This is a genomic window from Providencia sp. R33 (assembly GCF_019343475.1).
Classification (GTDB): Bacteria; Pseudomonadota; Gammaproteobacteria; order Enterobacterales; family Enterobacteriaceae; genus Providencia.
In genome coordinates this window covers 3,827,531-3,854,193 of record NZ_CP072453.1, presented here as the reverse complement: position 1 = coordinate 3,854,193, position 26,663 = coordinate 3,827,531, and the positions used below count along the sequence as shown (strand labels likewise).

The window sequence follows — 26,663 nt, the reverse complement described above, 5'->3', positions numbered from 1 at the left end:
CCACCTATTGTGGTATTTGAGGTTGCTGATAAAGTAGGATAAAAGCATTTTTTTTCCTGCTTTTTATTATCAGCCCCAAATTAATTAAGCCTGTTTTCTAGTCATAAGTAAAAGTGACACCAATAATAGACTGTACTTTTCCTGCTGAAACTTGGCCTGAAGTACGTCCATATCGTGCACTTAGGCCAAGGCTGACAGCCCCTGTAGTGACTCTACCTAAAGCTACTTTTTGATTAACAGCTATTGCATTCCCATTACGAACCAGTTGAATACCGACACCTTTTGCCGAGTTTGTTCCCGAAAACGTATTCGCAAAAATATTTGAACGAGTATCAGTAGTTCCTGAAAGATAATAATACAGGTTTTGCCCTGAAGCACAGTGGACCGAAAGCGGTACAGGCGCAGTGCCAGGGTATTCAGGTAAATTTACAATAACATTTCGTGAAGATACATCACACCCACCAATAGGAATGAGTACATCATTATTAGTGTAGAGGTTCCATGTAAAGGTAGCCGTATGTACGTTACCACCGCCAATAATATTAGAACCCACTTGATACATGACAAGAGTGGCAAAATGTGTACCTTTTTTAATGGCAATCCCGCCCGCGGCATTAATAGGTGTTAGGAATAATTGAGTATTCCAAGGGGTATAATTCCCAGACGGAAAACTTTGTTGGTGCGTGGGTTGCACAAGGGGAAACGTATTGTTGATACCATAGTATTTTAGTGAGCCATTAAAGTTGGCAAGTGCCCCACCAAATGCAGACCCTCTAATCATACTCACCAAGTCCCGACGTGTTGTTGGTGCATCGTTTTTACATGAAATGGATTGTGATAAGTCGACGACTAGATTTTGCCCAGGTTGCACACTTGGTTGTAGGTTCACATAAGCATTCGCAGTCTGTGTGACATTGCTGCTTTGTAATATGTTACCCGTAGAATCTGTACAGGTGAAAGCATAGCCTGAGGAAACACCCACGGTATAAATCGTTAAACCTGCTGCAAATAATTGAACACATTTTTTTATATTCATAATATTAACTCATTGATAAGTATAGGTAACATCAATAACGGCCTGTATGTTTCCTTGGGTAGCTTGGCCTTTGACGGAAAGCGCTCTGACTTGCAAAGGAAAACGGATGGATAATGAAGAGTCGTTAACTTGCAGTTTTTTTTGCGCGCCATTATTTAAGTTATTACCCGCGGTATCTTGGAGTTGTAGCTGAATGTTGCCTGCTGTTCCTTGATTTTTATAATAACCCGTCGTATCAGCGATACCGCTGAAAGTCGCAGTCACAGTGGACGTTCCTACTGGGCAATTGACTAATTCTAATGAAACGGGGTGCCATATTGAGGAAGAGCCTGGAGTGATTAAATTGAAAGTGTATAAATCACCTAAATCAACATTGGCACTCGTCGTTGCAACAGTGCATGGCTTAGCAACAACACTCCCATTCACTGTAATCGTCACATCAGCGGCATATAAGGATGTAGCTGGTGAAAATAAAATCAGCCAGATAAACGGGGCTGCTCCTTTCCATTTAATGTTCATGATGACATCCTCTACTTACTGAAACTCAAGCGTAAAAGTGGCGGTAGCTCGAACATGCCCCGCAGTGACCGGTAATTTAGACGCCATTAATCGAGCATAAAAATGCAGTGTATTATTTTTGCCTGCCACTAAAGGAGTCCAAACCATGCTGTTGCTGGTGGCATTGAGTGTAAGTGGTTTTCTGGCACCATCTAAAATTTGTATACCTGCGCCTGATGCATTGAGGCTTCCGGGGTCTAACGCCAATAAGGTCTGATTGTTGGTATCCGCAATTCCCACAAATCCCACTTTCACGGCAGTGACTGAGTTGCCACAAGGGGTGAGTTCAATATTAAATGGAATTGCAGGGGTCACTTCCCCTACAGTATAAAGTTGCTTCACTGCATTATTCAGTAAATCAACAACTTGGCTTTGCGATCCTGGTGCTACCGCACAAGTATTATCTCGCACATACCCTTTAATGTTGATCGTACTGTCTGCCGCATATGCACCTTGAGATAATGATAAAAGTGCAAATAGAGAAGCAGAAAAAATCATGAATTTATTCGGCATTATTGGCTCCTTAGCGGCACAGTGCGCGGTACTTACTGAGCATCTCGTGTTGGCTTTGCTCGGGTAATGTGTAGTTAATTTGGCACTGTGAGTCAGGGCCGTCCCCCCAGCGTGCAATGAGGTGGCCTGAAAGTGATAAACCCGTTAAGTAAACTTGACCGTCATCAGCAACAATGCTGCTGCCATTGTTATCGCTTGAAGAAACAATCGCGCCAAATGGTACTGGTTTTCCATCACTTTTTAGTAATGTCATCAGTACCTTTACACCAATTCGAGGATGAAAATCAGCGCGAACAACTGCACCTCGAGTAGGAACGACGCTGACAACGGGATCTTCTAAATCGACATTATTGGCTAATGTGTTGGTATCTAGCGCAATACGGTTTTCTCGGTAATCTGTGGCATAAGGTAAGATGGCATAACCACGCCAATCAGTATTAACCCCGGTCTGGTTTTCAACTTTTACGTTTCCAGCCCCCGGTGCTTTCACAAGGACAACAGTGTCATTCATTGGCTGACTAAGCGTGATGCCATTAGCGTGCGCTAACACACCACCACTCAAACCATAATACATTTGGCGAACGTTATCGGTATAACTGTAGCCAGCGTTTGCATTACCATATGTACCGCGATAGTTCAGCGCAGTGTAACCAGATGCCGAAGAGTTACCTTGGCCGCCCCCTGCGTAACCCGTTTGCACGTTATAACTTAAGTTATTATCTTCAAGCAATGTGCCATAAAGGCCTGCCATGTTAGTCATGCGGCCTTTTAGGTCATGGGAGACGTTATAACTGGCACTCGCATTACGCCAGATTGATTGGCTGTCAGAACGCATCCAATAGCTAAATGGGATATTCACATTCATCGCTAACATTTGATCGTTTGCTTCCTGCCAAGAATTCTTAGATAAGCTGTAGTTGATCCCCCAGCTAATACCTTCAATCAGCGTATTAAAACCAACCTGTAAATGTTTATCGGACTTACTCGTGTTCCAATACGTTTCATGGCTTCCAGTTAGATATAATGTTGATTGCTCACCTAATTGCTGAGTGAGACTTAATTGGATTTTTTCACGTTTGTTATAAGCTAAATTATAGTAATCCGAGAATGTTGGAGTGACTTGAATGACACCATCTTGCGTCGCAAGGCTATAACCATTCATGCGCTTATAAGTCGTATCCGCAAATGAATAATAGCCTTTGGTTGAATAACGATAACCAGCCAATTGAATGGTTGTGCCCGTTTCATTCATCGATTTGTTATAAAGAAAACGAATAGATTGCCCCTGATGATTGCTATCGTCGGGAAGCTTCGCATTTGCCTGCGTAATATCGATAGACAGCGCACCAAATACACCAATATTTTTTCCCATACCAATGTTGAAGGACTGATAGCGACTAGCGAGTTGTGAACCACCATAAAGTGTCCACCCGTATGATAAACCTCTCATTAATGTCGCTTGCATAAAACTCGGTTTCTCTTGCTGGCCATTTCCTGCCCGATAATCACCCGCAGTAACCGCATATTCGGTATGCCCTTCCCTTTGAAGCAATGGTACAGATGAGTAAGGCACCGTAAAACTTTGCACTGAACCATCCGCTTCGGTAATAGTGACATTGAGGTCACCACTGTTTCCTGCGGCATATAAGTCATTAATAATGAAGGGCCCTGGCGGGAAAGTATTGCGGTAGATTTCATAGCCATTTTGTTTGATGGAAACATCAGCTGTACCACGAGCAATGCCGCGAATAACCGGCGCAAACCCTTTTTGGCTTTCCGGTAGCATGTTGTCATCAGAAGCTAACTGAATTCCTCGGAAGTTAAAGCTATCAAAGATTTCACCGGGGGTATAACTGTCACCTATAGTTAGGCGGGAGCGTATCTGATTAATCCCCCGCTCTAAATAGGTATTAATATGCTCCCAACGAGTTTCGGTATTCGACGTTCCTGAACTGTGACTCCATGTTGAGTTATCTCGTAAGCGCCATGCACCAAGGTTTAGGCCACTTTGCATATTTAGGTAGGTATAGCTACTGTGTTTGCCATTTTGGTTACGCGCACTATTCCCAGTTAAGCTATAGTTTAAAATACCTGCCGTAATACCCGAGTCCCAATATTCAGGAGGAATGAAATCTCGAGCCTGATTAGACATAAATACTTGTGGGACAGTCATATATAGCCGTTGCAAACCGACATCAAAGCGTGTTGTCGAGTCTTCAATAAGCATACTCAAAGGCTGGCAGTTATTTTTCCCGGAGATATTTGCTTCAGAAATTTTTAGTGTGTTAACGCCCATTTTTGCCAATTCGTCGCGAGTAAAACAAGGCATAAGCTGGCTTTCATTTTTATTTGCGGCAAAACGGACATCTTTGGTCGATATATAGCCATCATTCAAATAAATATCAACACGATAGGTTCCCTCGGGTACTTCTTGGCCTTGCTCAAAAGCAGATAAATCCGCAACAGCAGAAGGGTCATCGGCTAAAAATCGTGGGTTAAAATAGATTTCTGCCTTCGCCCAAGAAGGATATAGGCAGGCACCAATTAATAGCGTCAATGGAATTAAGGGAAAATGGCGTGCGGATATATATCCAAAAAATGACTCTTTCCCCGAAATGAATTGCCTTTTTTCAAATGCCAGATATGACATATTCCCTCTCCCTGAACAACCATGTCGCCCAGTAAGTTATTTAAATCAAAGTAATAGTGAGTAAAAAATGCTTTTACTGGACGTTTCCAGTCATTTTTGGAGTTAATGCGCCATAATCATTAATCGTTTGGAAAGTAATGCCACCATTAGCATTGGTTGGTGCAGAGACAGAAGCTTCGCCAAACGGAGGAACCAATACATTATCGAGTTTGGTTGAACCGATATTTAATGACGTTACCGTTGCGTAATAAGGTGTAGGATTAATGACGGTAACGGTGCCAGCTTGGCGTCTAAAACGTAATGATTCCGCAACAGTTTCAGGTGAAACAGATAAATTGGTCGGGCGATAATAAAGTTTGATCCGGCTAATAATGGCTAATTGAAGCATATTTTCATTCTGCTTAGATTTATCCATGGCAGGAATAGCTTTTACATTTAGCCAGAAAAGACTTTCTCTATCTTGAGGTAATTGATTATTAGTTGCGTCAATAATACGCAATGTATTTTCTTTTTTACCTTGCATAGTAAATAAAGGGGGAGTAACTGCAAACTGACTATCTTTTTGTCCAGTTTTATTTTCTACCCATGATTGAATAAGAAAAACACTTTTTTCTTCATTATTTGTAACGGCAAGCTGAACCTGTTTTTGCCCTGCTGGATAAATAACGCGTGTCGCGCCTAATGCAACTCCTGCATATGCCTGAGTATATATATTTGAACAGAGTAATATTAATAAGGCGCCGATTAATTTGCGGATTGTTATGTTTTTCATTCTTACATCTGTCCTTTTCTAACAAAAAATTAAATAGATATATAAATTATTTGCGGATATTTTATTCATACGTCAGCGAAAACAAGGCTTGCGCATTTGCCTTTCCACCCGTAACTTGATAACTGGTTGCGCGGTATTTAGCGACAAAGTGCAACGTCATATCACCATTGATAATGCGAGCCATTTTCCGAGGTGCGCTATTAATTGGAATCAAGGTATTGGCTGAATCAAAGACAGCTAGCCCTATACCACTGGCGCTATTCGGGCCATCACCAATAGCAAAAATATCTGGGTTGGTACTATCTGCGATCCCCAGAAAAGTAATGGAGACGTACTCGCTTGCTGTTTTGCTGCATTCGCGTAAATGGATATCAAATAGAACAGGCGCGGTTTCTTGACCTGGGGCAGTCAACATATTCGTTCGTAGTTGTCCCATATTTACGGTCAAATTTTTGTCCGAAGTCTCAACACTACACGCTTGTGCGATGAGTTCTCCGTAGAAGTGCATTCCTCCACCTGGTAACTGAACATTCCACTTGTTTCCAGCCTCAAGGAGTGGGGCGAATAAAAGTAGTAGCGCAAATATCACCTCTCTCATGAGCCTTTACCTTTCTAATTTTATTGATAAATAAAGCCATCCTTGGCTGACTAATTCGATATCCTAAATCTGCTTAAAAATCACTCGTACTGAACAGCAAATGTTGCATCTGCGTTTGCCACACCCGCAGTAGTTGCATCAAGTGCATAGTAACGAGCTTGGAATGGCAGAATGTTAGTTCCGTCTTTCAATGTCATTGCGGTGCTAAATGTTGCACCATCAAGGCCTAAAGGAATGCTTTTAGAATCTAAAATTTGGATACCTACATTTGTTGCAGAACCCGCAGCAGAAGATGCGACGGATAAAACTGTTGGATTTGCAGCATTTGCAGACACACCGGTAAAGGCGATTTTTGCAGATGTCGCAATGGTGGTATCACAATCATTTAATTGAATGTTAAAACCAACAGGCGTGCTCACATCACCTGTTTGCGCTAATTTAACAGTACGAACTTGGCCAAGCTGTACAGTTTGTTCAACAGAGCCCGCGTCAACAGCACATGCCGCATTCACTAACTCACCTTTAAAATGAACGGTGCCGCCATTTACTGTTGTTGTCGCAGCAGAAGCTAGCATTGACGATAAAGACAGCGCAGTAGCAATTGATAAAGAAATGACTTTAAATTTCATGAATTTTACCTTTTTATTAATATTTCCTAATGGACATGTGGACTACAATAATTTTTATTGATGCGTGGCGAATAGAACCATTAGGTTTAAATCCTAATGACTTTTTTAATATTAATTAATTTTTTATGATTTTATTAATAAATATAATTTTTAAAAGATAAGGGATATAATTATCTTTTTCTTACAGTTATAAATGAGTTTTCATACGTTGGTTTTTCAGGCTCACTTTTATAAAATGTTAGGATGTTTTCCATGAAAGATTCTATATCACAATTTTTAAGGCCTAGAGCAAATAAGAAATTCATTAACCCATCAATAGTTAATGTATTTGTCCCACACTCATAACGTGAAATTTGTTGCTGGCTTATATTTAAGCGAGTACCAAGCTCTGCTCCCGTTATTCCCAACGATTTTCGGTAGCATCTTAATAATGAACCTATATAAATGGAAATATTGTGAGATTGTGGTTTATCCAACATCCTTCCTCCGGTTTGTTTATAATAAGTGACGCTTTAAAACCGATACTATTACTAATGAGCTAGAAAATTTTACTTAGTGTAAACAATGGAAAGGATTATTGGCTAATCGTTTTGGTCGATCAAATACCCATCAATTGATAGATATTAACAATTAATTAATTGTAATTGATCGCCAAAACTTATCATGAGTCAGGCCATTAGAGGGTATATTTATTTTATATTGACAGATTTATTCACGTGTACACGTCAGGGAGAGTATCTACATTTTATACTTATCGTAAATTTCAAACCTTTTTCGAGTGTATACGGCAAGTTTTTGAAGATAAAATTTAATATAGCTATAATTATAAGACAAATCCTATTCGTTTATTTATTAAATAAAACTTTATTCTCACAAATATTTAACTATTTTTCACATCCAGATATAATTTGTAAGTCACGGTTCCTCTCATCCCTTTTCGCCCTCTGGCGCACAATAGTGTATACTCACCAGCAAGAAATTTATTCATGGTTAACTCATAATGAAAGAAAGCGAAAAAGCACAAATTAAACTTCTTAGCGACCGTTTAGACCTGATCCGTCACCAGATGGCCAGCATGCAACTGTCGAACGAAGCGGAAAAATACGCAGAGCTTGAGAAAGAAAAAGCAACACTGGAAACTGAAATCGTTCGCCTGAAAGCGATACAAAATAAGAAACTCAGCAAAGAAGCTCAAAAATTGCTGGAAATGCCATTTAAACGCCCTATCACGAAAAAAGAACAGGCCGATCTTGGCAAACTGAAGAAATCCGTACGTGGCTTGGTTGTTGTCCACCCAATGACGGCATTAGGTCGTGAAATGGAACTGGATGAAATGACGGGTTTTTGTAAATCTGATTTCTAGTTAAGAAATCAACGCAACTAAAACTTGTGATGCTCCACGAATACTGGAAGGTTCTTAATACGCTCTTCGTTGTTATGAACCGCCAGAGAATATTATCTCCCATGTCTCTGGCGATCACGGATGCGTTCGAGCATCTCATCAAAGTAATCAGGCACGACTGACTGACCGATAGGCGGATTCTTCAGCCGCTCATCGTCCATCACAAACCCTTTAATCAGATACTGTTCTAAAGTTTGTGTTGCCCACTGGCGAAACTGTGTGCCACGAACTGAACGGACACGGTAGCCAGTCGCGAGGATCATTGAGAGGTTGTAATGCAGCGTGTTGCGATTAACCTGCCGATTACCTTCTTGTCGAACTTGTAAGAAAGACTTACAAGTTGAATTTTGTACAAGTTCACCCTCTTCATAGACAGCTTTAACATGTTGAGTTATTGCCTGAGGTGTGACCTGATAAAGATTGGCAATTTCAGCCTGAGATAACCACAAAGTATCAGACTCAAAGCGGCATTCGACGTGAGTCTGGCCATCTTCACTACGAAACAAAACAAATTCACCCTGTGGCGCTTCAGGAAGATTTTCGCTCATTACATTGCCTCCGCTTTACTGATAGTAATCCCAATCAAATGAAAATCAATGCTACCAATATACTGAGAAAAATAAATGTTAAAATACTTAAATCAATTAGTTGCCCACTATTGGATCTCTAATTCATTTGAAGTTTACTAGACTACTACTGGACAAGCTTTAGGCTTCGTTGTGGGGTATTTAGAAAATAGAAAAATGATTTTAGGAGAAATTCAGAAACAGTATTTGGCGGAGATCACAGGAGTCGTATTTGATGGGTAACTGTATTGATATTAAATGAGTTTACTGAATTGGATAAATAGCCATGCCCCCATTAATGCCCCCAGATTAGTTTTTGAGGTGGGAAATAAATAGCGAAATCGCTCTTATAATGTATTCATGTGTGTATTAGCGTAGGCTCAATCCAACATTATCTTTGACAGTATATGATGAGATTGGGTTGTCGCTTAAGCCAAGATAATAGGCGTTTACGAAAATATTCAGCAGGCTAGTAATAATCCTGCTGAAAATAAAAACGGAAAGAGATTGTCGATTTACTGAATACTCTGCTTACGCCAATTTTCAAGGGCTATAGACAAGCGGTGTTCTTTGACTGGTTTTTGCCATTCATCCCAAAAATTCACTGTACCACTATTTGGTTTATTTATTGGTTCATCTACTCGAATTCTACTAGGAAGCAAACTAGCATCACCAACAACCAAGGCTTCCCCTGTATCTAAAGTTGGGAGTATATCGCTAAAGCCGCCAAGGCTGTCCGGTAATAACCTCTTAATTACGCCTTGATCTTCTGCGTTAGTAAGTCTCATGGATACGAAATTACTACATTGACTAAGCATAGTTTTATTAACTTCTGAAGGACGCTGACTTATCACAATAAGACTAACGCCATATTTTCGCCCTTCTTTTGCAATGCGCTCAAAAATATCCAGTGAAATATCATCGGCTGAATCTGCCATACTACGTTGAGGCATATAGAGATGAGCTTCATCACAAAGAAGAGCAATCGGGTGACGTAATATCGATGGAGTCCATTGCTGAACAGAAAAGGTGACTCGTGCTACAAGAGAAACGATCAATGGTAAGACATCTGATGGGACTTCCGAAAAATCTATAATTTTGACTCCCGCTTTACCATTTTCACTAGTACTACCGAGTACAGCATTCGCAAACTTCTCAAGCCAACAAAAATCTAAAATATCACCTCCGCCATTAAACATAAAACCTAAGCGTCTGTCGTGAATTTTATTTTCTAGTCGAGAAATCATACGGGCAAGCTTACCGAAGAAATCACCTTGTTTCTCTGTATTAGCTTTAGCTCCGGGAACCATTTCAATATTGATGTCATTCAAGCGTTTCATAAGAATATTTAGATCGAACGGAACAGGGCTATCGATGGTGAAATGCTTTAATACTTCTTGCTGGTTGTTATCTTCTAGGTATTTGCGTTTTGCAAAGTTGATTTCACGAGCCATTATCATGGCTTGGTTGGGAGCGTTCTGATCGCTACGATCTACGAACATTGATACAAGAGCTTCATATGAAAGTAACCAATATGGTAAGTAAAGCATACCATCACTAATAGTACGCTGAGCCTCTACATCAGCTGGACCAGCAACTTTAAAATGTTGAATACCTTTACCTACTAGAGGAGCGTATTCACCATGAAGGTCAAAAACAATTGCATTTGCCGTCGAAAGACATGACATTTGTTCAATAATTTTAGCTGTCGTCCAAGATTTACCAGAACCAGTACTACCTCCTATAAATGCATGCCGCTGAAAGAATTTATTCCCATTAAGATAGGCAATAGCCTGTTCATCAAGAGTATATTTACCAAGTATTAGAGCATTTCCATCAGAAGATACACTAGAGAGGGTTCGCATAAAGCCCGTCAAATTTTCACCTTCCAATGAAAAACAATTTGCATCTATTTCAGGCACGCTTTCGAGAGTACGACGAAAAACGTTTTCCTTAACACCATCACGATCCAACATCGTTCCAATCAGAGCAATACGACATAAATTGAGTTCGGAAATCTGGTCGTTAACACCATCATTAATAATATCTTCGATGCCTCTTTTACGCGTTACCTGTGTTATGAGACCTATGAGATGTTGTCCAGGTCGACTACTTTGAAGCACTGCAAGATGGTTTACTTGCAACCTTTTGAGTTGATCAACATTTTCCACATCTACTACTACATTTGTCGTATCAACAGAGGCAACTTTTCCTAGTGCATCTTCATCCTTAAAATTAAAAATGGGCATCGCTTTTTCCTACATTATAAGTGACAGATAGCCTTCAAGGCTCCAAATATTTTTTTCTACAATCACTGGAGACTTAACTTGAGAAGAATACACGATAGATTGATCGTCAGTATCCCCACGTTCTATTGCTAGATAATTAGGAGCATTACTATCAATAATTAACTGTTTTGCGGCTTTGGAAAGTTCATATGTAATGATCGTTATGGGTGCTTTATTTCTAAGACATTTCGCCATAAGTTTTGGCTGGATATGTTCATCATTAAAGCCATAACCAATACACAAATAAGAGCTGGCAGATTTTATGGCTTCATCAGCATTATTGATAATGGAGCGAAATGGTTCTAGGTGTGTTTTTTGATATTTTTGAGTACCCGGAGTAACAATCTGTGGTTCGTGATTTTTTGGAACATCATGGATATTTGTGAGTGCAACCGTATCTTCTAATGGTGATTGAAACCAGTCCACAGAACCATGAACTTTCCAAATATTAACTCGACGACTAAACTTCACTTCTGTTGGCCCTGCTAACTGACGGAAAAAACCATATGTAAAGCCAGTGAAGTGATGAATCCGACCTTGATCGCAGGCATATTCAGCTAAACGGTCATAATTTGTAGTAACTATATCTATTACCCTAAGACTGCTTTTGAACATATGCTCAAGCAAACGACTCAATGGAAACATTGTATTGTTCTGGAGACTTTCTTGAAAAATACTAATATCCTCAGAACTAATAAGCGCCCAAGTTGTTTTAATAATTCTAGCTGTGAGTTCATCAGAAACAGCAACCTGTTGTAGTGCTGATTCTAGATCTACCCCATCCCGCAATACTTGGCAGAACATTTCCCAAGCGGCAATCTCAGTATTGGGCAAACTAGAAAGATCAGTATTAGCAACCAAATACTTCGCTAACCCTGACATCCCAGACATTCCATATGCAGCAGAAGCACCACTACCCAAAATAATAACGGGGGCTTTACTATAAAAATCCTGTGCTTGTTTTTGGTAGTTGAATTCTGTCATTTTTTTACTTTTTTATGGGTGATGATGAAGCCAACATGACTTCGATATGTCTATTTTTAAATTGAGTTTTTCGAAGCTTAGTATAGTTTTCAAATGCCTGTTTAGGTCTGTCAGATGAGATGATTCATATCTGCAACATGTTCAATCGGAAAAAATGTTGCTACTGAACTGATATATTTGTAGCCAGTCTGATTATCCACCAATATATCCGATAATGCAGTGCAAAGATCTTTATCTGTGAGCCTTATCTACATATCAGTAATTTTATTAATGTTTTAAGAAGGAGGATGGTTAACACGTTACTTCTTTACTTACCTTTTTTTAGCAAATCTTTCAGCGTAGCAATATTCGCCCTTGCCCCTTCTGCCTCTTTTAACTGCCGACGTTTTTTAGCATAAATATCAAATGCTTCTCTGGCTTTTTCATCAGCGGCCTTCTTACTTATTCCACCAGCGCCTTGCAGAACTTCACGGTCATTGAAACTCAAAAACTGATCCAGCTTAGTATCCCAATCCTGTAAGAAAACTTGCTTACGGCGCAGTGCTTGGTCTTCGGCAAAGTCGAGCCACATATTGACGATACGGTTTAATTCTTTGAGCTCATTTTCACGTAGGTAATTCTTCGCGATCGTGACATCGGTTTTACGCACTTCATCAAATTTATAGGTGGTTAATCCCATATCTGGTTGATTGGCGTCAGCACGACTAGCTATAAGCTCAGCAGCAGTCATTCCCGTACAAGCAAAATGCAGTTTGTTTTGAATGGATTGGAAGAAACGAGTTGTTTCTTTACTGGAAGGCTCGTAATCCGCTGCCATGGTGAAGATCTCTTTCACCCGTAGATACACACGCCGCTCACTGGCACGGATATCACGGATGCGTTCGAGCATCTCATCAAAATAATCCGGCACGACTGACTGACCGATAGGCGGATTCTTCAGCCGCTCATCGTCCATCACAAACCCTTTGATCAGATACTGTTCTAGAGTTTGTGTTGCCCACTGGCGAAATTGTGTGCCACGAGTAGAACGGACGCGGTAACCAACAGCAAGAATGGCGGGTAAACTATAGTGGTCTATCTCTCTGGAAACCTGACGATTTCCCTCTAATCGAACTATCCGGAATTTCCGGATGGTTGCGTTTTGAGCAAGTTCCCCTTCAGAAAAAATATTAACAAGGTGCTCGTTAATTGTACGAACGTCTTTTCCATACAGCTCAGCAATTGATGATTGAGATAACCACAGAGTATCAGACTCAAAGCGGCATTCGACGTGAGTTTGCCCATCTTCACTGCGGAATAAAACAAATTCACCCTGTGGTGCTTCAGGAAGATCTTCACTCATCAAATTGCCTCCACTCTCTATACGTTATGCATAAACTATGAACAACAATATAGCATATTTAACAAAAAAATAAGGCCACCAGCAAATAGATAGCAAGCACATTATTTTATGAAAAAACAATGTGCTACTATTATCTATATTCTTTCTCTTCCAGAGAAATGTTCGTGCATCTTTTCAGTCATCACCCACAGTGCCTTATTCAATTTAATATCCCCATCGATAGCATTCACCGAACGAGTACAAGCTCGCTTGCCTTTAGCGTTCCTACCTGATAATCCGCCCTTGATTAAATTTTCCTGCAAACGTTGATATACCGTCCAAAGATCATCTTTCTTATCTTCCCAGCGACGAGGCTGTAAAACTTGCGCCTCTGTAACAGGCTGATGTTCCTCACCAAAGCGATACGTCAAGGCCGCTTGTGCTAAAACTTGTTGTGCTGGTGGAGGTAACAATAGTGATTGCATTTGTTCGCGTTTTTCAGCGATAGCATCAAACGTACCTAACACTTCGTAAGCCCCTTCAATCACTTTATCGACGACATTACCTTTATGAGGCTATGAGCATCTATTCATAGCCGCACCTATGTTGATCTCTTAACTATGTGTAGTTTGTTGTTAATCCGTCTCCATTTAACCTGTTATAGGTAGCTGGCTTAAAATTTCTCCTATACATAGTTTTCATTTTCGAACCAACCTGTTGTCTCCCATTTCAAGGAGATAATCATGAATACCGATCAACCTACTTTATGCAATCACGGTGACCCTACCGGTTATGTTCCATTATTGATTGAATACAGAAAGACATTTCGAGAGTACTTAGCATGTCGTGGATATTCGAACAGTTATATTCAGCGTTGCGGGGAGATCATGGCACAGTTTTCACGTTGGATGTCGGAAATGCGCCTGTCCTTGTGTGATGTAAATGAGACTCTGGTTGAAGAATTTTTGCACCAGCGCGTTCCCGATTATATTGAGCCTGTTTCGGGATATCGGCGCAACCATAGTCGCTCGCCCCTAGGGCACTTGTTAAACATGTTGCGGGCCATAGAGTTAATCCCACCTAAACCTATTGATATGCTCCCAGTGGCTGTAGAGTTACGCCGTTTTGACGACTATTTACTACAAGCCCGTGGATTCGCGCGAAGTACTCGGGAGACTTCCATACGAATTGTTGGCAGATTTCTTCGCGATAAATTCAACGATGGTGCCATCAATTTATCCACGCTCACCCCCGCACATGTTCGTGATTTTCTTGCCTCACAGGCTAATGTCTATAGAACACCGGTAAGCTTTAGCCTCGTTGTGTCCAGTCTGCGTGGCTATTTCCGGTGGCGTATAATGCAAAAGGATGATTTGTATGTTTTGATTGGCGCCCTTGCAAATCCGGCTAACTGGCAGCAGGCATCTTTACCTAAGTCACTCAGCACCGACGAAATTGAACAGCTGCTAAACTCACTTGGGCAAACAGATCCTATTGGATTGCGTGCTGATGCCATGGTGCGCTGTGCTCTGGATCTCGGCCTTCGTATTGGTGAAATCGCCCGCCTGAGCCTGGATGATATTGATTGGGTGAGCGGAACAATCACCCTGCGTCGGACAAAAGGCCGCCGGGACGATGTAATGCCTCTGCCCGTAACTACAGGCAATGCCATCGCTGCCTACCTACAGAACGGCAGACCGAAGACCCTGCATCGGGAGGTCTTTGCCAGCCATAAAACACCTCGTGAACGTCCCATTAGTAGATCGGTAGTCAGTATCGCTATACGCCAGGTATATACGCGTGCCGGGCTTCAGTACACCAGTGCCCATTTACTGCGTCACACGATGGCCAACAGGTTGCTTGCGACTGGTGCGTCGATTAAAGACATTGCTGATATTTTGCGTCACCGCTCGTTAAATGCCACACGCATTTATGCCAAACTCGACAGTCGTAATCTTGCACACGTAGCTCTGCCGTGGCCGGGCTTTTTTGACATGGATACTGCAGGGGGCCAGATATGATGGGCGATCTGACCATACAAGTTGAATGTTATCTTTCTGAAAAACGGTATCTCGGCTTCGAAATGAGTCATGCCAGTTATTGTTTACGTAGCTTTGCACGATACGTACAGCGAGCCAATCATCAAGGGCCATTAACTCTTGAATTGATGACAGAATGGGCATCAAAAGGCCGGTTTACCGAAGCTGTGCCCATTAGCATGGCCCACGGTCGCCTGAAATATTTGCGTACCTTCATGCGCTGGTTGCAATTCTCAGAACCGGAACACGAGGTGCCAGATGGCTCGGTCTGCGGACGAAAACCAGAGCGCGGAACGCCGCATATCTACAGTGAGCAAGAGATCGAGGATCTGTTGGCTGCGGCGAAGAGGTTGGGCCCGCACAACAGCATACGAGGTCTGCTCTACGAGACACTCTTTGGCCTTCTCGCAAGCACTGGATTGCGTATTTCTGAGGCTCTGTCACTTCGCATTAGCGATGTAGACTTACGTAGGAGCATATTGATAATCCGGAGAACCAAGTTTGGAAAATCACGTTCAATCGTGTTGCACCCGAGTACGAGCAAGGCATTACATCAATACCTGAACCAACGTAAATTAACGAGGGCAGCATCAGATGAAGATGCTTATTTTTTCATCGGATTACGCGCCGATGTATTAGGAAAACGATTAGGCGGACAACAAGTTTGTCAGGTATTCCGGGCATTACGCCGGGAATTGGGCTGGGTTAATCATGGTACTCATCATGCACCACGTATCCACGATCTACGGCATTCATTTGTGGTCAGGCGGATTATTCTGTGGCAACAACAAGGGATCGATGTTGCTCATGAGATGCTGTCACTATCGACTTATTTAGGGCATGCCAGCATAGCGGAGACTTACTGGTATCTACAGGCGGTTCCGGAGCTGATGGCGGCTTCGGCAAAGCAATTCGAAATGTGTATGCCGGAGGTGAATGATGCGTAAATCGATGTCTAAGCAATCAAGTTTCCCGGAAATTGTGCAGCAGTTTTTTACTGAATACCTGGTGGCGCAAAGGGCTCTCAGTCCGCAAACAATCGCCTGTTATCGGGATGCGCTCAAGCTATTTCTTGAGTTTGCAACTTCGCAGTTGCACAGACAACCAGTAGCCATGAAGTTGGAAGATATCACGCCAGATCTCATCTTGAAGTTTTTGGATAATCTGGAGTTAGAACGTCAGAATACGGTACGAAGCCGCAACCTTCGCCTGACTGCCCTACGAACGTTTCTCAGGTTTGCTGGCCGACGAGACATTACCGCGTTACACACGGTAGAACGGGCACTCAATGTACCAATGAAACGCTTTGATCAGCCACTAATCGGCCACTTAACTCGCCCAGAAATCATCGCCATACTCGGTGCCCCTGGTGATGACTGGACCTCACAGCGCGATCACTTGCTGTTTACGATTATCTATAACACGGGGGCTCGAGTGTCTGAGGTAATCAATATACGTGTTGTTGATGTCGTGCTTGATGGAAGCGCATGCGTTCATCTGAATGGAAAAGGGCGACGTAAGAGATCGATACCATTATGGAAATCCACGGTTGGAATTATACGGGCATGGTTGCGAACCAATCAGAACATGCACGGTGATGCGGCATTGCTTCCTGCCAGATCGGGGCAACCAATGACGCGAGCTAATGTGGCACAACGTTTAGCACTTGCAGTCAATCGTGCAGCAGCCACTCAACCCAGTCTGAAGACCAAGCGAGTGTCACCACATGTCCTCAGGCATACGACCGCCATGCACCTTCTGCAAAGTGGTGTCTCCTTCAATCTCATTGCTCTATGGCTTGGTCACGAAAGCGTGAATACGACGCATCGCTATGTCGAAGCCAACTTGCAGATGAAGGAAGAGGTGCTTTCTCGCCTTGATGCACCAGACACAACATTCAAGCGATTCCGGGCATCAGATGATCTACTCAACTTTCTGAAAACGCTGTAACTATGCAAATCAATTGTCGGCTCCAGGTCAATAAACTATAGGGGTCGACAATAGCTCCGCGAGCTAACTATACATAGTTGAGAAATTAACATAGATGGGGGACACGCACTTCACCAAAGGTATCTCCACAAACTAAACCATTTTGACATACCGCTCTAAATAGACCCGGCAACATTTGATAGCTACTCGACCCATCATGACTATTGAGCAAGATGATTTCAGGCACTTGGCTGCCCGTAATTTGGTCATGGCGTCTCAGCCGTAACAGATGCTTAGTATGATCACGACGGCTGTCATCTCGCACACGAGTTTGGCATGCAAAGAACGGGTAAAAACCTTCTTTCTGTAAACTATCGAGTAAGGTAATAGTAGGAATATAAGTGTACTTTTCGCTACGAGATTCATGTTTTTCTTCTGAAAACACACTGGGTACTGTGCGAAATAACTCTTCAATCGTTAATGGGCGGTCACGACGAATACTATTCGCAGCACCAAAGCGGGAGGCTAAACGGGTCATAATTAATTTCCTTGAAAATAAAGTAGATAGGTAAAACTAAAAGAGTGAAGTAAGTGAGATTTAATCGATTAGATGGAAAATGGCTGAACTTTCAGGATGTTGAATGGTGTAATCACGAAGTTGGTAGAAACGCTCAACTAGCAGCTCACTTTCCGTTCTAAATGACCACTGGCTATACAGCATCAAGCAGACAGCGACACCTGCCGCTTCAGGGCTCAATACCGCCTCATTGCCATTGTGCATATTGAACAGTGTTAATTTTTCGGGGCCCAAATCAGGATAAATAAATGCGCCACCGTTGGGTAAGGTGCAGTACTCCCAATAGCCACCTGTATATTCATCACAGAACTGGCCCATGATAGTGAAAATGACCACTTCAAATGTGGCGAAGCCTTTAACTGTGCCAAAGTAGGTTTGCCAAAAATGCGTGCGCTGGTGGTTGGAAATGGCTGTTGCGATGATGGGTTCAAGTGTCATAAGAAAGCCCTTTTGTGAATAGGATGAAATAAAAAAGGCAGACCTGTTGGCCTGCCGTTATGCTGTTATTACATTGAAATAGATGAATTTTAATTGTCGCTAAATAACCCATTAAGCAGTCGCTCAATGGCTCCTCCTAATAACGTGGTACAGGCTAGCGTCGCCCCAAGTCGAGCCGCTTGAATTTCTGCATCAGAATACTCGCCTTCAAGCGTAAGTTGCTCATTGACCGTCTTCTGGGCGTAGTAGGTGATAGACACCAGTGTCACAACGCTCACAGAGGTGGCGATAAGTTTAAAAATGGACATAGATTACCCTTTAGTCAGGCGTTCACTGAACGTGAACGCCGAATAGTGTGTGAAAACTCAGTATTGATATCGGGCGATATCCGGTTTTTGAAAGGATTGTGTTTGGTAGTAAAATAACGCTTTCGCTATTCCGTTAATAATTTGAGGTGTTTCAAGCTTACCTTGGTACGCCCATGCGACGGCATCCGTTCTTGCTAAACGGCTTAATGTTTTTTCCATCATAGGGGTAAAATCCTCCCGCCCTTGTTTATCCTCTAGGTTATACAGAACATGGGTTAAAACAGGCTTTTCAGGGTTAACGAGGCTCCAAATAAAAACTTGGGTGATTGACCAGTCGTGTGCATTTTGCTGTGCACGTTTTAGGTCTGTGATGTATTGCTCCGTGATTTGAACCCCTTCATTTTGCTGGTTTTTAAATTGTGTTAGTGCATTGGTATTGCGTTGCTGAAGCTCAGAGACCTTTTTCCGGAGCGTTGCCTCGACATTTTCCGTTTGGTTTAACCACGGCAATAAATACAAGCCAACAACAGGGGCGTGGTCATTCAATGTCTCCGTTAACGCATTCCACGCTTTAAGCTGGCGCTCGGCTTCCTCTGACGGGGTATAACCGGCATTAAATGCAATCGGTGTCGTCATTGCATAGGGCTGGTCAACATTGCCACGGAGTAGTGACCAGTCCTGTTGAGACAGTGTTGTGATGACCTGTAAAACCTGTGTAAGCCTCTGCTCCTCAAGGGTTGAATCTGTTTTCGGTGTTTCCGCATTGGCAAAACGCGGTATGAGTTTAGTCATACCGTCTATTGCTGTTTGATACCAATTATTTAAATCGTGGTTAATCGCGGTTTGTAATGCCCCTTCAGCTAACTGACACTTATAGACTACCAAGGGCCTTTCTTGTTCATCCGTTAAGGTTTCCCATGTTGGCGAAACACAATCTTTACGATGGTTGAGTACACCGCCGAGCGTAACACTGCGGTCGTAATCATAAATCAATCCTTGAACACGCAAAATGTCTTGGGAAACAGTCTTAGCAGGAGTTGAGGTTGCATCATCACATCCCAGCAAAAGTGCGCTGCTGATGCAAACGGTATAAAAAATAGCTTTCATCTTAATGCCTTATAGTTTAACGAGTGATTGAATATATTGGTAATGGGGCAAGGCTTGAATAAACGCCTCTTCACATAACCGCTGATTGAGGTCTTCACGATAACGAAAGCCCCGCGCTGTCATGACCACATCTTGCAGCGCCATCACATCAAAGACATGAATGTGCTGCGCGATATCGGCAGTGAGATACCAATGACCGTGGTAATAAATCAACTTGTACGGGGCAACGTTCGTGATGTTTTTTCCTTGGTGGGTAAATTGCAGTAAACGCCGTTTTACAATGGCTTGTGTGAGGATATAAAAGCCCCCGAACAGCGAGGGACGCTGCTCAGGAGGCGTATGATAGACAATGAACGGTGAATCAATTGTCGGGTCGAGCAGAACCGTTAACAGCTTCCTGTCTAAAGCCGGAAACAGTGAGGTAATATGCGTAATGGCGGCAAAGCGCAGTATGTCCTTATCGGTACGAAAGGGGCGTTGCGATGCAGCCAGTCGATAGCCACCTTGGTGATATTCCAAATCTAAATACTGAAGGCGCTCATTAAAGTCACGCCGTAGGGTACGAGTCGAGACATTGAGCTCTTCTGACAGCTCGGATAAATAAACGGTTTCTCCACGAAATAATTGACTAATAATAAACGCCAACCGAGACGCAAGCCGGTCATGGCGAGACACAGAAGTCGACATGATGTTGTCCTTATTAAAATAGCTCCGGCAAGCGGATAGAATGGGAGTGATGAGCCTTATTGCGATAAGGCCTTTTGTCGTAAGTACGCCACAATGATGCAGGCGGGAACGGTAACGCGATAAGCTGGCCCCGCTAGGTCAGCGACAAGCCATGCAGAGCTCACCGCAAGACCAATCGGACCCGCAATTAAGGAAAGTGCTCGGTGTGCGGCAAAGAGTGTACCGAGGGTGGCAACCCCGCCGAGCGCATTAATCACGCCAATGGCTGAGAGTGTGGCCACTTCCAGCGCGGCAATGCCCGATGTACGGATAGCCGCTTGAACAGCAATCAAAATCAGTTGGGGTGTTGGGTTAGTGAGGTTAAGTTGCATGTCACGGGAAAAAGTTTGTAGCTGTTCCGTGGTCAACTCATTTAAGCTTTTTTCTAACACTTTCAATAACAAATTTAATTCCAAGGTTTCGGTATTTCCGGCCTTCGGATAATTGACATCAAGGTGGTCACAGACATCCTGTAAGATTTCACGGTACAACACGCCCTTATTGCCTCGGACGAGACTCATCAAGCTGTTGGCCCCAAAGGCTTGCAACTCTGCCGCAATCGACATCCAGTATTGCTGGTGCTCAGGGTGATAGAGTTGATATTCAGGTGAACTGGTTAAGGTTTCAGTCCAACGCTTTTGTCCGTCTTTGCTGTCGTGAGTCAGTACAGACACAAGCAAGCCCAGTTCTTCATTGCTGCATTCACGTAAAAACGCTAAATCGGTATCTAATCGGTAAGTTGCCATCAGTGTTATTCCCTAGCTTGAAAAAGAGAACACCACGATAACAACCTCACCGGACAGGTTATGTCCGGCTATTTGACTTTTTTTCGAGAGAGAAATGAAGGGAAATGACAGGGTGTGTCACGAATTAAATTTAACTTATTGATATATAAATAAAATAACTGAAATCATTATCAATTGAATAATATATATGTGAAAAAAAATCGAATCATAATGAACTTTACTTATTCATCTTCTTTTTCAATTAGATAAGTTAAATACTCGTTGATTTTCATTCTGTGCCGTTTAGCTAATCTTGATAACTTATCTTTCACATCTTTGTCTAAATATGTGTTCAGCACTTTCTTTTCCGATATTTGGCTTCGATAGTTTTCTTGTGACCACGCTTTTTTCATTTTAATGATCAGTAGCTCTTTTGAATCCGGCGATACATCAAAACTAACATCAAAATACCCAACTAACTTCACGTATTCACTTGCAAATGTATAAACGTCTGAGCGAGTCCATAGATAAAACAAATGAGACTTTTCAATGTAATTTTTTGCCCATTCCATCTGCGCTGGATTACGTTCATCAATCCATGACAAGTAGTTTGTATCCTTAATTGACATCCATTCCTGCTTCAAATACTCAAGAACTTCAATTTTCTTTTCTATTGAAGAATCCAGTAAATCAAAAAAATACATAATATTATTTAATGCATCTTTTACATTATTAGGGGATGCTGGTAAACCTTGCTTATACTTACTCAATGGATTGGGGTAATCGACACGCTCATATTCAGATGTTCGATACATGCCTCGATCTCGATGATTACGAATAGCAAAAATATCGTCTTTCGTTAAAAAATTATCGATGTAGTAGAGAATAAAAAAGGCACATCGATCATTGGATTTAATCCAATCAAAAGCTTCATTCTGTATAACTTTACAACTAAATTCGTCTTTCGCCTCACGAATGAACCGTACACGCTCTGTCGTATCTTCCAGCTTATTTTTTATGGCTTTATTAAGCTCTCTTTCACTCCGTGGCCGGGCCTCCATGAATTGAATATTCAACATTTTTGAAATGTAAGAACTATAAAAATACCGTTCTCTGTCATTGCTTATTTTTAAGTATTTATCCTGATTAGACATAAACCACCCCTTAAAGAACTACGTAGTAATAGTGTAGATTATTTTGTCTTTAATTAGTCTCTATTACGTCACAATTTACGTTGTTTTTATGTCATATCTCATGTCTTACACACATATAGACAGATTGATTATAAGATGATTAATTTCAATATATTAAAACAAAAAAGCACTAACTTAAAGCATATGAAAAGTACCTAAAATCAAAAAATAGGTATGATAACCCCAAGCATAACCATTCATTAAACATTAAAACCCGAGCTCAGCTTCTAGGATTGTTTATTATTAATGAGTTAATCAGTATGTCTCTTGTTTATCTTGACCCATTCACAATCATGTTAACTACAGAAGAATGAGAACATGTAAAACCATGCTCAATTGTCACTGAAAAACATTACGCATAAGCAATACAACTCCATGCTGATTTTACCTAAATCAGCATTATTCACATCTAGACCTGTAAAAAATTAAAAATAACTCCCCTGCCTGATGATACGAACCTTTATTCGATCACAGGCAAATAAAATGACAAATCGCGCACTTCACTTAAATCAAGTTGTTCTCTCTACTGTTTTTGAAAATGACCGTTTAACGCTCACTCGAGACCACTCACTGCGGGAGTTGGTGTCTCTTCTTATGGATAACCTAAATCGACTCACAAAGCGGCTAAATCATAAATTAGATTTATATGAAGGCATTCCCTTGTCACCTAATAACCCTAGTTTGCAGCTCACCTCTGCATCCTCCAAAGGTGAGCTCTTTTTAGAAACGCTCAAGTTCACCCGTTACATTCAATCAATGAAAATATCGCAAATACAGCACTTGCATCCCACTCTTGCGCTCTTGGTGTCTCTTGTTAACAAATACCGCCTAAGCGACATACTCACAGACAAAGATAAATACTGGCTGGTGGATACCCCTGAACACCTTCAGTGCCTTAACGAGGCCTTCCGTGAGTTCCAAAGCACGTTAAAGAGCCCTGACTACAAAAAGCAAGTTCGTGCCTTCGAGCAAGGTGCTCAGAAGAACTACCGACGGGCTCAGCAGTACATTGATTCGTTGTATCAACGTTACTCCAAACTGTTAGTTGTGCGTGTAGACCTGTCTTACAAAAGTGGTATTTGCCATAGAGTCAAAGCTCATCACCTTCGCCAGCATCGCCAAGCCCTATACAAAGCCATTAATAGCAACCCACTCTTTTCACACTGTGTTGGGTATATCTTGAAATTAGAATTCGGTATGGAAAAAGGCTTCCATTACCACGCCTTGTTTTTCTTTAACGGTCAGAAAGTGAGGCAGGATATCACGCTGGGCAAACTCATTGGTGAACTCTGGCAAGAACGTATTACGGACATGGCAGGCCTGTACTTTAACTGTAATTACCAAAAAGAAAGATATCGTGAACTGGGTATTGGACTATTACCTCGAGGTAATGCTTATCTGAAGAAAGGATTGTTCAATGCGGTAAGGTATTTATGTAAAGCCGACGCATGGATCCGTCTGGCTGTGCCTGAACTCAAACGCACCTTTTGGCGAGGAGAAATCAAACCAAGAAAACGTCGGTAGTTAACAGACAAATTATTTTTTACACATCCGGTTAATGATGTGGAGTGATATCCACATCAACCTTTTCGATATCGCTCCTGCTTTTTACCCACGTTAAAAACAGGAGTTTTACCATGAGCACGCAAACTGAAAATATTGCATTACTTGATGACCAATTCATTGACATGAAATTTATCATCACACTAACAGGGTTAACGGATAAGTGGTTCTATAAGTTAATCCAAGAGGGAGAGTTCCCAAAACCAATCAAGTTTGGTCGTATGTCGCGCTGGTTAAAAAGTGAAGTCGTACAATGGCTACAAGCACGTATTGATGAATCGAGAGGAGCCTAGCGTTACCCTTGGCTCTTAAACCACCTGTACGCATTACCGCACATCTTATACATCACGCCTAACCGTTGACCATCAACTTCCCTTAAACCGCACCGGACACGATTGAGTGCGTTTGAGACTCGGTATGCCTTAAATACACGAACCTCCTTCTATACCAATACAGGCGCATGCTCTGCGCCATTCGTATTTTAAAGATGAGTAACCGATACCACCCTGAGTTTTAGATACTCAGGGTATTTAATATTAATTGTCCAGAAGGATTACACCCATGCTTAAATTACATGAAATCAAAATGTCTCTCGCTTTAACACAAAACAATCGATTCGCGGGAGCCGCTCAGGAACCGAGTTATTCACGAGAAAATTATTACTGTTCTCACTGCGGTAAGCCTGTCACATTACATAAGACACCGACGGAGTCATGGTTTACCCATTCAGAGCCTCAAACAGCGGAAGACTGCCCACTGGTTATCAGTAAGCTCAAGCACCTGCAAGATAAGCATCGGCTGAACACACACGTTCGGTCAGTTTCACCAATTTTAAAGGTCACGGATTGGTTTTGTGTCCAGTGCCGTGACTATTTTACACACAATAAAAAATGCTGCTCGAAATGCCATGAGGGGATTTGGTGCATTCCTGCGGAGAATGTCACTGATAAGCATTAACCAAGAACATTGATTTCAAAGAGCCATTTACTTTATCTTGATCCCTTGTTTATCTACGATAACTTCACCATCTTCTTTGATAAATTCACTTTGTTGCTGATTAGGTAATATGTCTAGCACTACCTCTGAAGGCCGACACAACTTGACGCCTAGCGGAGTGACAACAATCGGCCTATTAATCAGTATCGGGTATTGCAACATAAAATCGATCAATTGCTCATCGGAATAAAGGTTATTCTCTAAATTTAATTGCTCATAGGACTCAACATTTTTCCGTAGTAATTCGCTGACTGTGATTTTCATATCGGCGATAAGTTTCACTAACACATCCTTAGTCGGAGGTGTTTCTAGGTAATAAATAATCGTCGGCTCAATACCACTATTGCGGATCATGGCAAGGGTATTACGAGAAGTGCCACAATTGGGGTTATGATAGATAGTGATCTCATTCATGGGGTTACCTTTAATTTAACAGTGAAAGTCGAAGTACTAAAGCAACGAGAGTGACAATGAGCACAGGGATAGTCATGATAATCCCTGTTTTAAAATAGTATCCCCATGTAATGGTCATGTTCTTTTGCGATAAAACATGTAACCACAACAATGTAGCTAAGCTACCAATTGGCGTAATTTTTGGCCCCAAATCGGCACCAATCACATTGGCATAAACCATTGCTTGTTGAATTAATCCTGACGCTTCACTTCCTTCAATGGATAGAGCACCAATTAATACCGTTGGCATGTTATTCATTATTGATGATAAAAATGCAGTAATAAATCCAGTGCCTAGAGTTGCTGCCCATAACCCTTTATCAGCAAGGTAATTGAGCGTTTCAGAAAGATAATCGGTTAGCCCTGCATTTCTTAAACCATAAACAACCAAATACATACCTAAAGAGAAAATGACGATTTGCCACGGTGCCCCACGTAATACTTTTTTGGTATTAATCGTATGGCCTCTGGCTGCAATCACCCAAAGAATTAAGGCGCCAATAGCCGCAATTGCACTCACTGGAATACCTAATGGTTCTAAGACAAAGAAACCAATAAGTAGCAGTGCCAATACAAGCCAACCTGCTTTAAACGTTGTCATGTCCTTAATGGCTAAAGTCGGTTCACTCAGTTTGGTAACATCATATTGTTTAGGAATATCTTTGCGAAAAAACCAATGCAGCATCGCTAATGTTGCAATAATTGCAGCAATATCCACTGGCACCATAATCGATGCATATTCAGTAAATCCAATATTAAAGAAGTCCGCAGAAACGATATTCACGAGGTTAGAAACAATCAGCGGCAAGCTCGCCGTATCTGCAATAAACCCAGCAGCCATGACAAATGCTAATGTCGTGCCTTTGTTGAAACCAAGCGCCAATAACATCGCAATCACAATGGGCGTTAATATCAATGCTGCGCCATCATTGGCAAATAAGGCCGCAACCGTTGCGCCAAGTAACACGATATAACTGAATAACAGTTTTCCTTTACCCCCACCCCACTTGGCAACATGTAATGCAGCCCATTCAAAGAAACCACTTTCATCTAAAAGTAGGCTAATGATAATGACGGCAACAAATGTCGCCGTGGCATTCCAAACAATGTTCCAAACTATCGGAATGTCTTGAAAACTGATCACACCAAAGATCAGTGCCAATACAGCCCCTGCTGTAGCACTCCAGCCAATACCCAGCCCTTTAGGCTGCCATATAACAAAGGTGATCGTTAAAATAAATATTAATGCGGCAATCAACATAGCAACCTCATTTAAAAGGTGCTTTTCCGCA

At 41.8% G+C, this 26,663-nt stretch carries 26 protein-coding genes and 3 pseudogenes; 7 read left to right on the top strand and 22 right to left on the bottom strand.

Annotation, left to right across the window (positions count from 1 at the left end; all coding sequences use genetic code 11):
* Positions 1 to 97 precede the first annotated feature (97 nt).
* The 8 genes from J6836_RS18110 to J6836_RS18075 form a co-directional block, all read right to left on the bottom strand.
* Positions 98 to 1,030: a fimbrial protein gene (locus tag J6836_RS18110; protein WP_374447332.1), complete on the bottom strand. Its 933-nt coding sequence runs from the start codon at positions 1,028 to 1,030 to the stop codon at positions 98 to 100.
* Positions 1,031 to 1,045: 15 nt separating this feature from the next.
* Positions 1,046 to 1,549 (bottom strand): fimbrial protein, encoded by a 504-nt coding sequence (locus J6836_RS18105; protein ID WP_425299740.1) that lies wholly within the window; start codon positions 1,547 to 1,549, stop codon positions 1,046 to 1,048.
* A 21-nt stretch (positions 1,550 to 1,570) separates the two neighbouring features.
* The gene (locus J6836_RS18100; protein ID WP_219245258.1) at positions 1,571 to 2,107 is read right to left on the bottom strand and encodes a fimbrial protein; all 537 of its coding nucleotides are present in this window, start codon (positions 2,105 to 2,107) and stop codon (positions 1,571 to 1,573) included.
* A 10-nt stretch (positions 2,108 to 2,117) separates the two neighbouring features.
* Positions 2,118 to 4,757 carry a fimbrial biogenesis usher protein gene (locus tag J6836_RS18095; protein ID WP_219245257.1) on the bottom strand — a complete coding sequence of 880 codons (2,640 nt, stop codon included), beginning with the start codon at positions 4,755 to 4,757 and terminating at the stop codon, positions 2,118 to 2,120.
* Between the two features lie 73 nt (positions 4,758 to 4,830).
* A complete protein-coding gene (locus tag J6836_RS18090; protein WP_219245256.1) occupies positions 4,831 to 5,529 on the bottom strand; it encodes a fimbria/pilus periplasmic chaperone in 699 nt (232 codons plus the stop codon).
* A 61-nt stretch (positions 5,530 to 5,590) separates the two neighbouring features.
* Complete coding sequence (locus tag J6836_RS18085) at positions 5,591 to 6,127, bottom strand: fimbrial protein (protein ID WP_219245255.1); 537 nt, start codon at positions 6,125 to 6,127, stop codon at positions 5,591 to 5,593.
* Positions 6,128 to 6,207: 80 nt separating this feature from the next.
* The gene (gene fimA, locus J6836_RS18080; RefSeq protein ID WP_219245254.1) at positions 6,208 to 6,756 is read right to left on the bottom strand and encodes a type 1 fimbrial major subunit FimA; all 549 of its coding nucleotides are present in this window, start codon (positions 6,754 to 6,756) and stop codon (positions 6,208 to 6,210) included.
* A 170-nt stretch (positions 6,757 to 6,926) separates the two neighbouring features.
* Positions 6,927 to 7,235, bottom strand: a complete 309-nt coding sequence (locus J6836_RS18075) for a helix-turn-helix domain-containing protein (protein WP_219245253.1) — start codon at positions 7,233 to 7,235, stop codon at positions 6,927 to 6,929.
* 521 nt (positions 7,236 to 7,756) lie between these two features.
* On the opposite strand from J6836_RS18075, the gene J6836_RS18070 reads away from it, so the two are divergent.
* A complete protein-coding gene (locus tag J6836_RS18070; RefSeq protein WP_219245252.1) occupies positions 7,757 to 8,119 on the top strand; it encodes a YibL family ribosome-associated protein in 363 nt (120 codons plus the stop codon).
* 113 nt (positions 8,120 to 8,232) lie between these two features.
* Here J6836_RS18070 and J6836_RS18065 read toward each other — a convergent pair.
* From J6836_RS18065 to J6836_RS18045, 5 genes and pseudogenes are all read right to left on the bottom strand, one after another.
* A pseudogene (locus tag J6836_RS18065) lies at positions 8,233 to 8,706 on the bottom strand (virulence RhuM family protein); the annotation flags it as partial.
* Between the two features lie 533 nt (positions 8,707 to 9,239).
* Positions 9,240 to 10,973, bottom strand: a complete 1,734-nt coding sequence (locus tag J6836_RS18060) for an ATP-binding protein (protein WP_109912291.1) — start codon at positions 10,971 to 10,973, stop codon at positions 9,240 to 9,242.
* Between the two features lie 9 nt (positions 10,974 to 10,982).
* A complete protein-coding gene (locus J6836_RS18055) occupies positions 10,983 to 11,996 on the bottom strand; it encodes an SIR2 family protein (RefSeq protein ID WP_109912290.1) in 1,014 nt (337 codons plus the stop codon).
* A gap of 307 nt (positions 11,997 to 12,303) precedes the next feature.
* Positions 12,304 to 13,338: a virulence RhuM family protein gene (locus tag J6836_RS18050; RefSeq protein ID WP_109912289.1), complete on the bottom strand. Its 1,035-nt coding sequence runs from the start codon at positions 13,336 to 13,338 to the stop codon at positions 12,304 to 12,306.
* 134 nt (positions 13,339 to 13,472) lie between these two features.
* Positions 13,473 to 13,892, bottom strand: a pseudogene (locus J6836_RS18045) (DUF932 domain-containing protein); the annotation flags it as partial.
* A 168-nt stretch (positions 13,893 to 14,060) separates the two neighbouring features.
* Here J6836_RS18045 and J6836_RS18040 point away from each other — a divergent pair.
* The 3 genes from J6836_RS18040 to J6836_RS18030 are packed head-to-tail and all read left to right on the top strand — an operon-like array spanning position 14,061 to position 17,306.
* Positions 14,061 to 15,338, top strand: coding sequence for a site-specific integrase (locus J6836_RS18040; RefSeq protein ID WP_219244821.1), 1,278 nt, complete (start codon positions 14,061 to 14,063; stop codon positions 15,336 to 15,338).
* A complete protein-coding gene (locus J6836_RS18035) occupies positions 15,335 to 16,303 on the top strand; it encodes a tyrosine-type recombinase/integrase (RefSeq protein WP_219244820.1) in 969 nt (322 codons plus the stop codon). The genes J6836_RS18040 and J6836_RS18035 overlap by 4 nt, the downstream gene beginning before the upstream one ends.
* Positions 16,293 to 17,306, top strand: coding sequence for a tyrosine-type recombinase/integrase (locus J6836_RS18030; RefSeq protein ID WP_004261448.1), 1,014 nt, complete (start codon positions 16,293 to 16,295; stop codon positions 17,304 to 17,306). The genes J6836_RS18035 and J6836_RS18030 overlap by 11 nt, the downstream gene beginning before the upstream one ends.
* 94 nt (positions 17,307 to 17,400) lie before the next feature.
* Here the strand turns inward: J6836_RS18030 and J6836_RS18025 are convergent.
* From J6836_RS18025 to J6836_RS17995, 7 genes and pseudogenes are all read right to left on the bottom strand, one after another.
* Positions 17,401 to 17,823, bottom strand: a pseudogene (locus J6836_RS18025) (DUF932 domain-containing protein); the annotation flags it as partial.
* A 60-nt stretch (positions 17,824 to 17,883) separates the two neighbouring features.
* On the bottom strand, positions 17,884 to 18,300 hold the full coding sequence (locus tag J6836_RS18020) for an antirestriction protein (RefSeq protein WP_109912287.1): 417 nt from the start codon (positions 18,298 to 18,300) through the stop codon (positions 17,884 to 17,886).
* Positions 18,301 to 18,389: 89 nt separating this feature from the next.
* Positions 18,390 to 18,608, bottom strand: a complete 219-nt coding sequence (locus tag J6836_RS18015; protein ID WP_109912286.1) for a hypothetical protein — start codon at positions 18,606 to 18,608, stop codon at positions 18,390 to 18,392.
* Positions 18,609 to 18,665: 57 nt separating this feature from the next.
* Positions 18,666 to 19,715: a hypothetical protein gene (locus J6836_RS18010; RefSeq protein ID WP_109912285.1), complete on the bottom strand. Its 1,050-nt coding sequence runs from the start codon at positions 19,713 to 19,715 to the stop codon at positions 18,666 to 18,668.
* A gap of 9 nt (positions 19,716 to 19,724) precedes the next feature.
* The gene (locus J6836_RS18005) at positions 19,725 to 20,402 is read right to left on the bottom strand and encodes a helix-turn-helix transcriptional regulator (protein ID WP_109912284.1); all 678 of its coding nucleotides are present in this window, start codon (positions 20,400 to 20,402) and stop codon (positions 19,725 to 19,727) included.
* A gap of 56 nt (positions 20,403 to 20,458) precedes the next feature.
* The gene (locus tag J6836_RS18000; protein ID WP_109912283.1) at positions 20,459 to 21,187 is read right to left on the bottom strand and encodes a DUF3944 domain-containing protein; all 729 of its coding nucleotides are present in this window, start codon (positions 21,185 to 21,187) and stop codon (positions 20,459 to 20,461) included.
* A gap of 221 nt (positions 21,188 to 21,408) precedes the next feature.
* Entirely contained in the window at positions 21,409 to 22,320 is a 912-nt protein-coding gene (locus J6836_RS17995) for a hypothetical protein (RefSeq protein WP_219245250.1), read from the bottom strand.
* 522 nt (positions 22,321 to 22,842) lie between these two features.
* On the opposite strand from J6836_RS17995, the gene J6836_RS17990 reads away from it, so the two are divergent.
* The 3 genes from J6836_RS17990 to J6836_RS17980 all read left to right on the top strand — a co-directional run bounded on the left by J6836_RS17990 (position 22,843) and on the right by J6836_RS17980 (position 24,879).
* Complete coding sequence (locus tag J6836_RS17990) at positions 22,843 to 23,883, top strand: YagK/YfjJ domain-containing protein (RefSeq protein ID WP_162598876.1); 1,041 nt, start codon at positions 22,843 to 22,845, stop codon at positions 23,881 to 23,883.
* A 113-nt stretch (positions 23,884 to 23,996) separates the two neighbouring features.
* On the top strand, positions 23,997 to 24,215 hold the full coding sequence (locus tag J6836_RS17985) for a helix-turn-helix transcriptional regulator (protein ID WP_109913155.1): 219 nt from the start codon (positions 23,997 to 23,999) through the stop codon (positions 24,213 to 24,215).
* Between the two features lie 268 nt (positions 24,216 to 24,483).
* Complete coding sequence (locus tag J6836_RS17980) at positions 24,484 to 24,879, top strand: putative zinc ribbon protein (RefSeq protein ID WP_109913156.1); 396 nt, start codon at positions 24,484 to 24,486, stop codon at positions 24,877 to 24,879.
* A 27-nt stretch (positions 24,880 to 24,906) separates the two neighbouring features.
* Here the strand turns inward: J6836_RS17980 and arsC are convergent, their stop codons facing one another.
* Together arsC and J6836_RS17970 are read right to left on the bottom strand one after the other, a co-directional pair.
* Complete coding sequence (gene arsC / locus J6836_RS17975; protein ID WP_109913157.1) at positions 24,907 to 25,332, bottom strand: glutaredoxin-dependent arsenate reductase; 426 nt, start codon at positions 25,330 to 25,332, stop codon at positions 24,907 to 24,909.
* Between the two features lie 10 nt (positions 25,333 to 25,342).
* Complete coding sequence (locus J6836_RS17970; RefSeq protein ID WP_109913158.1) at positions 25,343 to 26,632, bottom strand: arsenic transporter; 1,290 nt, start codon at positions 26,630 to 26,632, stop codon at positions 25,343 to 25,345.
* Between the last annotated feature and the right edge of the window lie 31 nt (positions 26,633 to 26,663).

Excerpts from the sequence above, each read along its gene's own strand:
- J6836_RS18100 (WP_219245258.1), bottom strand. The coding sequence starts at position 2,107 with ATGCCGAATAAATTCATGATTTTTTCTGCTTCTCTATTTGCACTTTTA.
- J6836_RS18095 (WP_219245257.1), bottom strand. The coding sequence starts at position 4,757 with ATGTCATATCTGGCATTTGAAAAAAGGCAATTCATTTCGGGGAAAGAG.
- J6836_RS18090 (WP_219245256.1), bottom strand. The coding sequence starts at position 5,529 with ATGAAAAACATAACAATCCGCAAATTAATCGGCGCCTTATTAATATTA.
- J6836_RS18085 (WP_219245255.1), bottom strand. The coding sequence starts at position 6,127 with ATGAGAGAGGTGATATTTGCGCTACTACTTTTATTCGCCCCACTCCTT.
- fimA (WP_219245254.1), bottom strand. The coding sequence starts at position 6,756 with ATGAAATTTAAAGTCATTTCTTTATCAATTGCTACTGCGCTGTCTTTA.
- J6836_RS18075 (WP_219245253.1), bottom strand. The coding sequence starts at position 7,235 with ATGTTGGATAAACCACAATCTCACAATATTTCCATTTATATAGGTTCA.
- J6836_RS18070 (WP_219245252.1), top strand. The coding sequence starts at position 7,757 with ATGAAAGAAAGCGAAAAAGCACAAATTAAACTTCTTAGCGACCGTTTA.
- J6836_RS18060 (WP_109912291.1), bottom strand. The coding sequence starts at position 10,973 with ATGCCCATTTTTAATTTTAAGGATGAAGATGCACTAGGAAAAGTTGCC.
- J6836_RS18055 (WP_109912290.1), bottom strand. The coding sequence starts at position 11,996 with ATGACAGAATTCAACTACCAAAAACAAGCACAGGATTTTTATAGTAAA.
- J6836_RS18050 (WP_109912289.1), bottom strand. The coding sequence starts at position 13,338 with ATGAGTGAAGATCTTCCTGAAGCACCACAGGGTGAATTTGTTTTATTC.
- J6836_RS18040 (WP_219244821.1), top strand. The coding sequence starts at position 14,061 with ATGAATACCGATCAACCTACTTTATGCAATCACGGTGACCCTACCGGT.
- J6836_RS18035 (WP_219244820.1), top strand. The coding sequence starts at position 15,335 with ATGATGGGCGATCTGACCATACAAGTTGAATGTTATCTTTCTGAAAAA.
- J6836_RS18030 (WP_004261448.1), top strand. The coding sequence starts at position 16,293 with ATGATGCGTAAATCGATGTCTAAGCAATCAAGTTTCCCGGAAATTGTG.
- J6836_RS18020 (WP_109912287.1), bottom strand. The coding sequence starts at position 18,300 with ATGACACTTGAACCCATCATCGCAACAGCCATTTCCAACCACCAGCGC.
- J6836_RS18015 (WP_109912286.1), bottom strand. The coding sequence starts at position 18,608 with ATGTCCATTTTTAAACTTATCGCCACCTCTGTGAGCGTTGTGACACTG.
- J6836_RS18010 (WP_109912285.1), bottom strand. The coding sequence starts at position 19,715 with ATGAAAGCTATTTTTTATACCGTTTGCATCAGCAGCGCACTTTTGCTG.
- J6836_RS18005 (WP_109912284.1), bottom strand. The coding sequence starts at position 20,402 with ATGTCGACTTCTGTGTCTCGCCATGACCGGCTTGCGTCTCGGTTGGCG.
- J6836_RS18000 (WP_109912283.1), bottom strand. The coding sequence starts at position 21,187 with ATGGCAACTTACCGATTAGATACCGATTTAGCGTTTTTACGTGAATGC.
- J6836_RS17995 (WP_219245250.1), bottom strand. The coding sequence starts at position 22,320 with ATGTCTAATCAGGATAAATACTTAAAAATAAGCAATGACAGAGAACGG.
- J6836_RS17990 (WP_162598876.1), top strand. The coding sequence starts at position 22,843 with ATGACAAATCGCGCACTTCACTTAAATCAAGTTGTTCTCTCTACTGTT.
- J6836_RS17985 (WP_109913155.1), top strand. The coding sequence starts at position 23,997 with ATGAGCACGCAAACTGAAAATATTGCATTACTTGATGACCAATTCATT.
- J6836_RS17980 (WP_109913156.1), top strand. The coding sequence starts at position 24,484 with ATGCTTAAATTACATGAAATCAAAATGTCTCTCGCTTTAACACAAAAC.
- arsC (WP_109913157.1), bottom strand. The coding sequence starts at position 25,332 with ATGAATGAGATCACTATCTATCATAACCCCAATTGTGGCACTTCTCGT.
- J6836_RS17970 (WP_109913158.1), bottom strand. The coding sequence starts at position 26,632 with ATGTTGATTGCCGCATTAATATTTATTTTAACGATCACCTTTGTTATA.